We start from the raw sequence: 12165 nt of genomic DNA on the forward strand, positions 1-12165 counted from the left end.
TTGGACTGACCCAAAAAATTGTCTAGCCGTGGATAGTCCTGCCGAATAATTACATACAAAAAAAGCTTGACTGATTACTCAATCAAGCTTTTCAACTTCAGTACCCAGACCCGCATTTGAAATAATTAAAGTGGGGAAAATGCGGGTAAAAAGAAAAGCGCAGAAAAACACAGCAATCCAACTATATTTCAAGCATTTACAATTAGATTAAATTTTAATCTCGGTTAATCAAATTGCAAAATATTCAGCAGATGTGGGGAAAATGTGGGGAAAATATCTATATTTGTATCAGAATAGAAACTTAACCCGTACGCCCATGAAAGTAACCTTTATCATTAAAAAAGCAGCCAAGCGATATGATACAGAATCAATGGCTACAATCTATGTACGCTTTAGAAACGGCAGGCAATTAGACTCCGTTGCTCCTACCCAGTTGGCTATCAATCCTAACCTATGGGATGATAAAGATGAATGTGTAAAAACAAAAGCAGTCTGCAATGAAGAGATGCGTACTCATATAAACGAAGAGATACGCCATTTGAAAACCTATATAGAAAAAGTGTATCAACAGGAAAAGGAAACCATAAACAAAGAGTGGCTAAAAATAACACTTGATAAATTCTACCATCCTGAAAAATACTTCATGCCAGAGCAAGTGGTTATCAAACCTACCACCGGAGAACTATTCGATGAATTTCTAAACAAGCACCCTTTATCAGAAGTGCGAAAGAAAAATTTCCGAGTTGTCAAAAGAGCCCTACTGCGTTATGAACTCTATGTAAGGGAAACAAAGAGAGGACAAAAAGACTTTGTCCTCGATGTGGATTTGGTAACACCAGACACACTTCGGGATATGTGGGATTTCTTTCAGAACGAATACCAATACTATGAACTTTATCCGAGTATTTATGAAACCATCCCCGAAAAGAGAACACCACAACCAAGAAGCAAGAATACACTGATTGACTGTTTTTCAAGGATACGCACGTTCTTCCTATGGTGCTTCGACAACAAGCATACCACAAACAGACCTTTCGACAAATTTCCGATAGAAGAATGTACATACGGTACACCTTATTATATAACACTTGAAGAAAGGGACAGAATTTTCAATGCCGACCTATCAGCCACTCCGCAACTGGCAATACAGAGGGATATATTTATATTCCAAACACTGATAGGCTGTCGAGTGAGCGACCTATACCGTATGACCAAACTAAATGTGGTTAATGAAGCCATAGAATACATTCCCAAGAAAACAAAAGAAGGGAATCCGGTCACGGTACGTGTCCCTCTTAATGACAAGGCAAAAGAAATCCTTGAACGCCATAAAGAATATAAAGGGAAACTGTTACCGTTCATATCCGAACAAAAGTACAACGATGCCATAAAAAAGATATTCAAATTGGCTGGAGTTGACCGAATCGTAACTATCTTAGACCCATTGACTCATAACGAAGTCAAACGACCTATTTATGAAGTGGCAAGCAGCCATTTGGCAAGGCGTACTTTTATCGGCAATATCTACAAAAAGGTGAAAGACCCGAACCTCGTTTCCGCACTATCGGGACACAAGGAGGGAAGCAAAGCTTTCAGGCGATACAGAGATATTGACGAAGAAATGAAAAAAGACCTTGTGAAACTATTAGATTAATATACTTTAAACTTTTTAGCGTATAAAATCAAGAAACAAATAAAAGAAATTCCTAACTTTGCAAGAAAATAAATTTAAAATTTGTATTATGGATAGATTGTTGCCAATAAGAATAGAAGCATGCCCACTTATAGACGCTTTAATTGAGTTCCGTTTTGAAGCAGCTATTACCAAAAGCGCAGTTTTTGGCATCATATACAATCTCATAAAAGAAGAGTATAGAGGAAATGTCATTAATTTGCCCATTTTACAAATCCCAGAACAAATTAGGGAGGTTGACCCTAACTTAAAATTTAAGCCCCTATACAGAATTGAAAACGAAAGATTTGTAATTCAAATAGGATATGATGTTTTGAGCATAAGCTCAAAAATGCCATATATAGGTTGGAGCGATTTTTCTAAACATTCATTTTCAATAATCAACAAGGTTATTAGTTCTGGAATAATAAAGCGTGTATCAAGAATAGGACATAGATATATTAATTTCTTCAAAGGAGATATTACCAATGGTCTTACGATGTCTTTTTCCATGACAGAAAAATACACATCTGAAAACTTATTGATACGGACAGATGTCAAAGATGGTAATTTTATGAACACCCTACAATTTGTAAATAATGCAAACTACAAACCACATCCTAATTCTATAGAAGTGGTAGGCTCATTAATTGATATTGATACGTCTCGTGAATATTCCGACAACTATTTCACTTCTAATATAGAACAAGAAATAAATATGGCTCATAAATGCGAAAAAAAGTTGTTTTTCTCTTTGTTAAAACCAGACTTCCTAAATAGTCTAAAACCTGTTTTTGAAAATGAATAGTTTAACGACTTACATAAATACCAATATCCTATTAATGTCTGCCTTATCATGTATGACATTAACAGACACGGAATTGCTTTCTTTATCAAGTAGGCAAACATATAATGATGCTATAATACCGTCTATTAACACTCCTGTCAATCCAATAAATATTTATACAAATTATTCCATTAAGGACATTCCTATCTCAACAGAGACCATTCATGTTAATATTCCCGAGCATGAAGATTTTGAGATAATCAATTCTTTTGCGAATAAGATGTTAACGGAAGCAACTCCTATAGATGAAGAAATTCAAAATGTCATTAATGACCACTTTTGGGATATGCTATGATTACAGAAGATGAATTAAAAAAATATCTACCCAAATATTTGTCAGAAGAAAATTACAAGACCCTTTTGGCAGAACTCAAATCTTTCCCTTATAACATAGATGGAAGGATGTACACTTCTATGCTTGACAAGAATGTCATTTTTCAAGGAGATGGCTTAAAAAAAATGCCTATAATTGATTTAGTTAACATCGAAAGAGGTGTAAAAAATGTAAGCTGTTTGATTTTATCAAACACTTGTGATATGGATTTATCTAATTCTCGTATGTTTCCTGCTTCAATCATGTATGCTCCTATTATAAATCTCACAACATATATTTCAGTTCTTCAAAAACAAGGTGTTAATAGTAGCAAAATTGAAAACCACATTTCAGATCTCAAACAACAAAAAATAACCCAAATAATCTTTCTTCCTGCAAATTCCCAAATGGAAGATTCAATAGTCTTTCTTGATAAAATCTATCATGTTGACAATCGCTTTATAAACCGAGACACATTAGAAGATCAACGCTTATTTTCTTTAAGCGATTATGGTTTCTATATGTTAATATTCAAATTGTCGATACATTTCTCACGCATACAAGAGAAAGTTAATAGAGGTTGCATTGCTAATTAACTTGTATGGGACAACAAGAATATGATAATTTCAAAAGACTGATAAAGGAATGGCTTGACAACCATCCGGATGAATACGCCGATTTCGTAGAGGAAATGAACGACAAGAAGTTTAAAGGATTCTTCAAAGTTTTCAAGATAGCCACGAAATTAGCACCGAAATACAAGGAAGCCGCACGTAAAAGGATAGGCGATGACAGAACACCCGACTTTGAAGAACTGGAAAATATCCTTTTGCATTCAGACCTTGCCGAGAAAATAGTGAACGAGTTTCATAACCCAAACAAGAAAAGTATTGTCCCCGCCATGCTCGCATGGCTGTATTACGGACGGAGCTATGAATGCATGGTGGAACAGGGAGAGGAACTGACCCAAAGAAAGGATATACCTAAATTGTACAAATGGCTTATTTCCGGCATGGTCAAGTTCATTATAAGAAAAAGCATCACCAATGGAATGAGAAGTAAAGAGGACTGGCAAGTTTTCAGGAAGCAACAGAAAGCCATAGAAGAGAACACTCTTGTGGAATGGGCAATAGAAGAAGATGAAGATACGGACGAGGAAGACACAGATACCTTATCAGAAGAACAACCGAAGACCGCAGGACGCAAAGCCGACACACGCACACTGTCTGAACTTCTGATAGAAAGACATGCCATACTGATTGAAAGAATTGGCACACGATTGAAAACCCATGCTACGGAAACAGATATAGCACGGTTGTTTATCGCATTGGTAGAATACCGTTTCATGAGGAAGTGTCCCATCAAGACTTTCAGAAATGCGCTGCACAATCAATTCAAAGAACAAGAAATAGTCCACGAAAGAGGTATTCAGAAAGCATACAGAAATCTCATTTCACCACTTGGAAACAGCAAAAAACTGATAAAAGACATTGGTGAAGACCATGAAGCTATCGAAGAATTGAAAGCATATCTATCCAATTGAAATTCGTTTAATTCGCTTTTTGATTTTACGAATTTAACGAATTGAATATCATTGTTTTACGATTAATTTTCGCTATATATTTGCGCCACTATCCTAATCGGGGTAGTGGCTTTTCGTTTATAATACTGCCAAAACGGGAAGTCTTACAACCGGCAGTTTCAAGAGCCTATGACAGACTTATTGGCAATTATCCAAAACGGCAACGGCAACATTAAGTTGGAAGTAACAGGAGAAGATTTGCTTTTATTCTCCAACCAGTTAATAAGCCGTGCGAAGCATGAACTTTCTACAGCTATTGCGGAAGCAAAAAAGGAAAAGTACCTCACCAAAGAGGAAGTGAAAAAAATGTGCGATGTTTGTGACACCACACTCTGGCACTGGTCTAAGAAAAACTACCTAAAGCCTGTAAAGGTCGGCAACAAGGTCAGATACCGCCAATCCGACATTCAGAAAATCTTAGGTGGACATAACCCTTTAATCTAAGTCTATGAAGGAGGAAGAATATATGCGCGTAGGAACAACTTTGTACAAGGTGGTCAATCAGCCATGTGCCAATGGCGGTTATGAAAAGAAACGTGTCGTATGGAACAACAGCACATTACGGCAGGACTACGGAAAGAACTATCTTGCCACCGTTCCCAAGTATGACGGCTTTTGCACAGTTCCCAATCATTTGAACTACCAAAAGGAGATTGAGGGGTTTCTGAACCTTTACGAGCCGATAGAACATAAACCGCAGCAAGGGGAGTTTTCTCATATCCAATCCTTGATGCGGCACATCTTTGGAGAGCAATACGAACTGGGTATGGATTATATGCAACTGTTGTATTTACAGCCGACACAGAAGCTGCCCATTGTTCTGCTTGTTTCGGAGGAACGCAACACAGGCAAAAGTACGTTCTTAAACTTCCTGAAAGCCGTGTTTGAGAACAACGTGACTTTCAACACCAATGAGGATTTCCGAAGCCAGTTCAATTCAGACTGGGCAGGAAAGTTGCTTATCGTGGTGGACGAGGTCTTACTCAACCGCAGGGAAGATAGCGAGCGATTGAAAAACCTAAGCACGACTTTCACCTACAAGGTGGAAGCCAAAGGCAAAGACCGAACGGAGATTGCTTTCTTTGCCAAGTTCGTGCTATGTTCCAACAACGAATATCTGCCCATACTCATAGACGCAGGAGAAACACGCTACTGGGTGCGGAAGATAATGCCGTTGCAGAGTGATGATACCAACTTTCTGCAAAAGCTAAAAGCGGAAATACCCGCATTTCTTTATTTCCTGACCCAAAGGGAACTATCCACAACACAGGAAAGCCGTATGTGGTTCAACCCAAGACTGACACATACCGCAGCCTTGCAGAAAATAATCCGAAGCAACCGCAACCGACTGGAAATAGAAATGACCGAGTTGTTGCTTGACATCATGTCGAACATGAACGTGGAAAGCGTATCATTCTGCCTGAACGACCTTGTAACCTTGCTACTCTATTCACAGGTCAAGGTTGAAAAGTATCAAGTGAGAAAAGTTGTGCAGGAAGTATGGAAACTTACTTCCGCACACAATTCGCTATCCTACACCGCTTATGAGTTCGCACCCCATCGTGAGTGCCACTATGAGCCGAAAAGGAAAACTGGTCGGTTTTATACGGTAACGAAAGAACAACTGACCACTATCTAATTATTTTGATGAAATGATGAATAAGGGAAGTAACATATTGCCTTACAGATAGATATGTATTCATCAAACACTCATCAACAACGATTGCTGATGAAAAAAGAAAACATCATTTTTCTTTTGGCAAGCAATCTGATGAGAAAAAGATGAATCGATATAATTCTGTTTAACAGCGTATTACATTTCAAATTCATCAAATCATCATTTTTTCATTCACCTACAAATCTGTAAGAAAATGACAATAGAAGAAGCTAAAAGCATACGAATAGCCGACTACCTGCACAGCTTGGGTTATTCACCAGTAAAACAACAAGGTATCAACCTTTGGTACAAATCTCCGTTTAGGGAAGAGAGTGAAGCATCGTTCAAAGTGAATACCGAACGTGAACAATGGTATGATTTCGGTTTGGGAAAGGGCGGAAACATCATTGCACTGGCTGCACATCTGTACGCTACCGACCATGTACCTTACATCTTGAAACGGATAGCGGAGCAGACACCGCACGTGCGCCCGATATCTTTCTCTTTTGGCAAGCAAAGCTCTTCCGAGCCGAGCTTCCAACATCTGGAGATTGTTCCGCTGTCATCTCCTGCCCTGCTTGCCTACTTGCAAGGTAGAGGAATAAATACAGAACTGGCGAAAAGAGAATGTAGTGAAGCCCGTTTCACCCACAACGGCAAGCGGTACTTTGCCATCGCCTTTCCCAATGGTTCGGGTGGGTTTGAGGTTCGCAACCGCTATTTCAAGGGCTGCATCGCCCCAAAGGAAATCTCCCACATCAGACAGTCTGGGAAAGCGAGGAATACCTGTTATGTGTTCGAGGGGTTCATGGACTATCTCTCCTTTCTGACATTGAGACAGGAAAGCTGCCCGAATTATCCGGAGCTGGACGGACAGGACTACATCGTATTGAACTCCGTATCGAATGTAAACAAGGCTCTCTATCCGTTGGGCAATTACGAACGCATCCACTGCTTTTTTGACAACGACCGTGCAGGCATGGAAGCCCTCCAACAAATCCGCAAGGAATACGGCAGAGACCGATACATCCGTGACGCTTCTCAGACTTACAGCGGATGCAAGGACTTGAACGAACACTTACAGAAACAGGTTGAAAGAAAAAGGCAAGTCCAGTCCGTCAAAGGGGTGAGCAGCCAGCCACCGAAAAAGAAGAATGGCTTTCGGTTATAGCCCACTATAACTACACGCTTCGCTTTCGTAGTTGTGGGCTCTCCCGAGGGGATTAGGGCTTTGCCCTAATGACCCACTCAGGGCGTTTCACCCCTGAGAACCCCGAGCAAAGAGTGACCCTCTCTTTGCAATCTCCGCTTATGGGCTACCCCTAAGAACCCCTCTGCGAAAGCGAACAAAATAATAAATTGCAAACAAAGAAAAGAAGCTATGGCAACAAAATCAAGCATACACATCAAGCCTTGCAACATCGCATCAAGCGAGGCGCACAACCGAAGGACTGCCGAATATATGCGTAACATCGGGGAATCCAGAATCTATGTCGTTCCCGAACTCTCCATCGACAACGAACAGTGGATAAATCCCGACTTCGGCACTCCCGAACTGCGAACTCATTATGACAATATCAAGCAAATGGTCAAGGAAAAGACCGGACGTGCCATGCAGGAAAAGGAAAGGGAACGCAAGGGAAAGAATGGAAAAATTATCAAGGTGGCGGGATGTTCACCCATCCGTGAAGGAGTATTGCTCATCAGACCGGATACCACACTGGCTGATGTACGCAAATTCGGTGAAGAGTGTCAAAGACGCTGGGGCATCACTCCGCTACAAATTTTCCTGCACAAAGACGAAGGGCATTGGCTGAACGGTCAGCCGAAAGCGGAAGACAAAGAGAGCTTCCAAGTCGGTAACAGATGGTTCAAACCAAATTATCATGCTCATGTCGTATTCGACTGGATGAACCATGAAACCGGAAAGAGCCGAAAGCTCAATGACGAAGATATGGCAACCATGCAGACCTTGGCTTCCGATATTCTCCTAATGGAACGTGGGCAGTCAAAGGCTGTCACAGGTAAGGAGCATTTGGAGCGAAACGACTTTATCATTGAGAAACAGAAAGCCGAACTGCAACGTATAGAGGAAACCAAGCGACACAAGGAGCAACAGGTAAGCCTTGCCGAGCAGGAACTCAAACAGGTAAAAGCAGAGATACGCACCGACAAACTCAAAAGTGTAGCCACTGATGCAGCCACAGCCATAGCAAGCGGTGTCGGTTCTCTTTTCGGCAGCGGTAAATTGAAAGATTTGGAACAAGCCAATGAGAATTTACGTCATGAAATTGCCAAGCGTGACAAGGGTATTGATGAATTAAAAGCCAAGATGCAACAAATGCAGGAACAGCACGGCAAGCAGATTCGTAACCTACAAGGAATACATAATCAAGAGCTTGAAACCAAAGACAAGGAAATATCACGATTGAACACCATTCTTGAAAAAGCGTTCAACTGGTTTCCATTACTCAAAGAAATGTTGAGAATGGAAAAACTATGCTATACCATCGGATTTACCAAAGATATGGTAAACAGCCTTTTGGCAAAAAAAGAAGCTATCAGATGCAATGGAAAAATCTATTCCGAAGAACATAAACGAAGATTTGAAATCAAGAACGATATTTTCAAGATAGAGAAGAGTTCGGTTGATGAAAACAAATTAGTGCTAACTATAAACAGGCAGCCGATAGGTGAATGGTTCAAAGAGCAATGGGAAAAATTAAGGCATGGTTTGCGACAATCAGCAGAAGAACCAAGAAAAAGTAGAGGATTCAGAATGTAATCTTGATAGTATTTGATTGTACCTCAATAAAATTGCATATCTTTGTAAGCGGATTGAGGCTACTCTTTCCAAGACATATTAGAATTTAGAAGAAGCGTTATGCTTATTTCTTGCGAATGAAAACCTGAGAAACTTTCAAACGTGTACAAGAATAGCATAGTGGTTCTCACGCTATAGCGTGGGCTGCTATTGTTACATCTGTACACAAAGGTTTTCTCAGGACCTTCATTCAAAGAGGTGGCATTACAGTTCCACGCTTCGTGATATTATAAAGTCCTTGTGGCAGCTGGAGGTGTATAATTAAAACAGTTAGTTGATATGAAACAGAATATATGCGTGGTAATATTTTTATTGCTTTCAACCATATGTAAAGCCCAAACATTCATATACCCCCAAAACGATTCTATCCTGACAGAATATAATGATGGAAAATTTTGGGCTTATTTAAACAAAAATGATTTTGTTGTAGGTCTTTCATGCTTTGAGGAAAAAGATGATTATGGAAAATACTATCACTTGGATATTTTTATCAAGAATTTAAGTGAAACCCCAATTGTATTCCAACCTGATAGCGTACACTCTAATCTACTAACAAAAAAAGATGATACTTTAAAACTTGAAGTATATACAAATGAAGAATATCAAAAAAAAATAAAACGCTCACAAGCATGGGCTATGGCATTATATGGAATCTCTGCCGGCATTAATGCAGGAACAGCAGGATATTCAACATCGTATTCTACGTCTTATTCTTCTAATGGTTATGCTTACACTACCATAACCAATCATTATGACGCTAATGCAGCATACCAAGCAAATGTCGCATCTACCAATCAAATGCTTACATTAGGACAAATGATGGATAATGACCGAACTATACGTGAACAAGGATATTTAAAAACCACAACTATTTATCCCGATGAAGCTATTATTGGCTATATGAATATTAAAAGGAAAAAAGGTAAGATTTTGATTGTAAACATTCCCATCGGAGATTATATTTATACTTTCAAATGGGATGTAAATAGGAAGAAATAAATACAGTAATAGCTATACTATTACCCTTAATTTTAATCACTTAAATGATTTACCTATGAAGAAACTTACGATTATTTTTTATTTATTTTTAATTCCATTATGTGTTTTTGCACAAAATGAAAGTTCCATTTCACATACCAAAACAGTTAATGATTCTACTTTGATTAAAATACATGCTATTGTAGAAGATATAGATTTTCGTATGCATGGACTTGATAGATACAAACTATATCCAACAGAAAATATATATAATTTTCTGCAATTAGATACAATGACAGGGAAAATAGAAATTGTACAATGGTCTTTGGATGATGATAAAGAAGGTTCTGCAACCCTTAATAACGAAGACCTATCTCTTGGTACAGGCTGTGGAACATTTGAATTATATCCAACAAAAAATATATATCAATTTCTTTTGTTAGATAAAGTAACAGGAAGAAGATGGCATGTTCAATGGGGATTTGAATCAAGTAAAAGATGGATAAAAAGAATCTATTAAATCAGTAATATGCATATTGCCATCACCGTTATCTTTTTTGCAGTGGTAATCTTTATTAAATTGAAGATGCCAATGTGGAAAGGCAAGTATTCTGAAAAACTTGTGAATAACAAGATTCAAGAGTTACCAGAAGAGTATGTTGTTTTTAATGATTTACTATTCGAAAGTAACGGATATTCAACACAAATTGACCATATTGTAGTTTCACCTTATGGTGTCTTTGTAATTGAAACAAAGGGATATAAAGGTTGGATTTTGGGCAGAGAGAACGGTGAATACTGGACGCAAACCATCTATAAAAGTAAACATCAATTTTACAATCCGATAAAACAAAACGCTGGACATGTAAGATTTTTGCATCATTTGCTCAAATGTTCAACGGATATACTTTTTATTCCAATTGTCGTTTTCAATAACAGTGCGGAATTAAAAGTGCATGCTGACAATAACATAGTTGTAAACAGATATAATCTAAAACGTGCTATATTACAATACAGAACTGCTGTTCTTAATCAGGAGACCATAAATTGGATAATACAGACAATTAACCAGAATCGCATAATCGCTGATAAAGAGAAACTAAAACAGCATAAGCATAACGCAAAGGCTCGGCAATACAGAAGTTCACGCCTAATAAATCAAGGTGTTTGTCCTCAATGCGGAGGACATCTCATTTTGAGGAAAGGCAAGTACGGCACTTTCTATGGATGTTCAAACTTTCCCACATGCAAGTTTACCATAAACTCATAAATAGCAATCCTTGTTTTATATAGTATCAGAACATAAAACTAAACCCTTTCTTTCGTGATACATTGAATCGTTCAATTTCTATAGAAAGTGATTTCTTCAACTGCCTTGCCATAAAGTCCAAAAACGGCTGATTAGTTTCTTCATTCTGACATTGGCGCAGGGAAAGAATATATTCTTCTCTATCTTCTTTAAATATTTTGGTCGGAAAAAGGTGATAGCAAAATTGGATGTAGTTCATCAGTAATCGAGCCGTTCTTCCGTTGCCATCCACCCACGGATGAATAGTTACTAAATTAAGGTGGGCATTAAAGCTCAATTCGTATTGTTCTCGAAGTGTTCCCATTTTTTTTTGCTTCTCTTGAAGAATCGCACAAAGTTCATCCACCTTAGCAGGAACTTTCAAATAGTTCATATAAGAATGTCCACCAACACCAGCCGTAACACCACATAGACGGAACTCTCCTTTAGAAGAATCAAAAGAGCCGCCCAACACACTGTGAACGCTGCCAGTAGTACGCATCAACATTGCATTCAACCTTTTCAGAAAAGCAGGAGTTATAGGTACAAGACTGCCTGATTCAGTTTTGGCAAGTTCATACGCTTGCTTCAAATCTTCATTCATCAGATGATGCACAAGCGGTTTCCCTTTCGCTGTTACTCCCTCGTCAAAGAGAAGCTGCGTATCAAGTTCGGTCAACGTTGAGCCTTCTATGGCTGTGGAATGGGTAATGAGAGAATAAAGGTAGTACTTGTCATAGTCCACCGCTTCACTGATACCAAGTTTTTGAAACTTCTGGTACAACAGTTCTATTTCTTGCCAAACACCTTGTTCCATTACTTTTATTTAATAGGCTTTATTTCTTTTCAAAGGTAACTTATTTACTACGTTCAACCAAAAGAAATAATGACTTACTGCTATATTTTTTGCACGTGTGGGGAAAATGTGGGGAAAATTCAAGCAAAAGAAAAAGCTAAGTATTGGATTATCAAATACTTAGCTTTCTTTCTTGTACCCAGAGCCG

The 12165-nt window shown here is 38.5% G+C and carries 13 protein-coding genes; 12 read left to right on the plus strand and 1 reads right to left on the minus strand.

Annotated elements, in window-relative coordinates; genetic code table 11:
* Positions 1 to 316 precede the first annotated feature (316 nt).
* From DW033_RS19485 to DW033_RS19540, 12 genes are all read left to right on the plus strand, one after another.
* Positions 317 to 1654: a site-specific integrase gene (locus tag DW033_RS19485; RefSeq protein WP_008781251.1), complete on the plus strand. Its 1338-nt coding sequence runs from the start codon at positions 317 to 319 to the stop codon at positions 1652 to 1654.
* Between the two features lie 88 nt (positions 1655 to 1742).
* On the plus strand, positions 1743 to 2480 hold the full coding sequence (locus tag DW033_RS19490) for a TIGR04255 family protein (protein ID WP_005833664.1): 738 nt from the start codon (positions 1743 to 1745) through the stop codon (positions 2478 to 2480).
* Positions 2473 to 2814: a hypothetical protein gene (locus tag DW033_RS19495; protein ID WP_005833665.1), complete on the plus strand. Its 342-nt coding sequence runs from the start codon at positions 2473 to 2475 to the stop codon at positions 2812 to 2814. Before DW033_RS19490 ends, DW033_RS19495 begins: the two co-directional genes overlap by 8 nt.
* Positions 2811 to 3428 carry a hypothetical protein gene (locus DW033_RS19500; RefSeq protein WP_005833666.1) on the plus strand — a complete coding sequence of 206 codons (618 nt, stop codon included), beginning with the start codon at positions 2811 to 2813 and terminating at the stop codon, positions 3426 to 3428. The genes DW033_RS19495 and DW033_RS19500 overlap by 4 nt, the downstream gene beginning before the upstream one ends.
* A 5-nt stretch (positions 3429 to 3433) precedes the next feature.
* A complete protein-coding gene (locus DW033_RS24745; RefSeq protein ID WP_008781252.1) occupies positions 3434 to 4375 on the plus strand; it encodes a DUF6043 family protein in 942 nt (313 codons plus the stop codon).
* Positions 4376 to 4543: 168 nt separating this feature from the next.
* Positions 4544 to 4858 carry an AlpA family transcriptional regulator gene (locus DW033_RS19510; RefSeq protein WP_008781253.1) on the plus strand — a complete coding sequence of 105 codons (315 nt, stop codon included), beginning with the start codon at positions 4544 to 4546 and terminating at the stop codon, positions 4856 to 4858.
* Between the two features lie 4 nt (positions 4859 to 4862).
* Entirely contained in the window at positions 4863 to 6053 is a 1191-nt protein-coding gene (locus DW033_RS19515) for a primase-helicase family protein (RefSeq protein ID WP_008781254.1), read from the plus strand.
* Between the two features lie 232 nt (positions 6054 to 6285).
* The gene (locus tag DW033_RS19520; RefSeq protein ID WP_008781255.1) at positions 6286 to 7242 is read left to right on the plus strand and encodes a toprim domain-containing protein; all 957 of its coding nucleotides are present in this window, start codon (positions 6286 to 6288) and stop codon (positions 7240 to 7242) included.
* Positions 7243 to 7452: 210 nt separating this feature from the next.
* Complete coding sequence (locus DW033_RS19525) at positions 7453 to 8856, plus strand: hypothetical protein (protein WP_008781256.1); 1404 nt, start codon at positions 7453 to 7455, stop codon at positions 8854 to 8856.
* 318 nt (positions 8857 to 9174) lie between these two features.
* The gene (locus DW033_RS19530) at positions 9175 to 9894 is read left to right on the plus strand and encodes a hypothetical protein (protein ID WP_005649593.1); all 720 of its coding nucleotides are present in this window, start codon (positions 9175 to 9177) and stop codon (positions 9892 to 9894) included.
* A gap of 55 nt (positions 9895 to 9949) precedes the next feature.
* Positions 9950 to 10393, plus strand: coding sequence for a hypothetical protein (locus DW033_RS19535; RefSeq protein ID WP_004291348.1), 444 nt, complete (start codon positions 9950 to 9952; stop codon positions 10391 to 10393).
* A gap of 9 nt (positions 10394 to 10402) precedes the next feature.
* Positions 10403 to 11143, plus strand: coding sequence for an NERD domain-containing protein (locus tag DW033_RS19540; protein WP_004291349.1), 741 nt, complete (start codon positions 10403 to 10405; stop codon positions 11141 to 11143).
* Positions 11144 to 11168: 25 nt separating this feature from the next.
* Here DW033_RS19540 and DW033_RS19545 read toward each other — a convergent pair whose 3' ends face one another.
* Positions 11169 to 11978, minus strand: a complete 810-nt coding sequence (locus tag DW033_RS19545) for a Fic family protein (RefSeq protein ID WP_004291350.1) — start codon at positions 11976 to 11978, stop codon at positions 11169 to 11171.
* Positions 11979 to 12165 lie beyond the last annotated feature (187 nt).

Origin of the sequence: Parabacteroides sp. AF39-10AC, from assembly GCF_003635405.1 — a bacterium.
Lineage (GTDB): Bacteria > Bacteroidota > Bacteroidia > Bacteroidales > Tannerellaceae > Parabacteroides > Parabacteroides distasonis.

What these genes read in the sequence shown, in the direction of transcription:
- DW033_RS19485 (WP_008781251.1), top strand. Translation starts at nt 317, where the DNA reads ATGAAAGTAACCTTTATCATTAAAAAAGCAGCCAAGCGATATGATACA.
- DW033_RS19490 (WP_005833664.1), top strand. Translation starts at nt 1,743, where the DNA reads ATGGATAGATTGTTGCCAATAAGAATAGAAGCATGCCCACTTATAGAC.
- DW033_RS19495 (WP_005833665.1), top strand. Translation starts at nt 2,473, where the DNA reads ATGAATAGTTTAACGACTTACATAAATACCAATATCCTATTAATGTCT.
- DW033_RS19500 (WP_005833666.1), top strand. Translation starts at nt 2,811, where the DNA reads ATGATTACAGAAGATGAATTAAAAAAATATCTACCCAAATATTTGTCA.
- DW033_RS24745 (WP_008781252.1), top strand. Translation starts at nt 3,434, where the DNA reads ATGGGACAACAAGAATATGATAATTTCAAAAGACTGATAAAGGAATGG.
- DW033_RS19510 (WP_008781253.1), top strand. Translation starts at nt 4,544, where the DNA reads ATGACAGACTTATTGGCAATTATCCAAAACGGCAACGGCAACATTAAG.
- DW033_RS19515 (WP_008781254.1), top strand. Translation starts at nt 4,863, where the DNA reads ATGAAGGAGGAAGAATATATGCGCGTAGGAACAACTTTGTACAAGGTG.
- DW033_RS19520 (WP_008781255.1), top strand. Translation starts at nt 6,286, where the DNA reads ATGACAATAGAAGAAGCTAAAAGCATACGAATAGCCGACTACCTGCAC.
- DW033_RS19525 (WP_008781256.1), top strand. Translation starts at nt 7,453, where the DNA reads ATGGCAACAAAATCAAGCATACACATCAAGCCTTGCAACATCGCATCA.
- DW033_RS19530 (WP_005649593.1), top strand. Translation starts at nt 9,175, where the DNA reads ATGAAACAGAATATATGCGTGGTAATATTTTTATTGCTTTCAACCATA.
- DW033_RS19535 (WP_004291348.1), top strand. Translation starts at nt 9,950, where the DNA reads ATGAAGAAACTTACGATTATTTTTTATTTATTTTTAATTCCATTATGT.
- DW033_RS19540 (WP_004291349.1), top strand. Translation starts at nt 10,403, where the DNA reads ATGCATATTGCCATCACCGTTATCTTTTTTGCAGTGGTAATCTTTATT.
- DW033_RS19545 (WP_004291350.1), bottom strand. Translation starts at nt 11,978, where the DNA reads ATGGAACAAGGTGTTTGGCAAGAAATAGAACTGTTGTACCAGAAGTTT.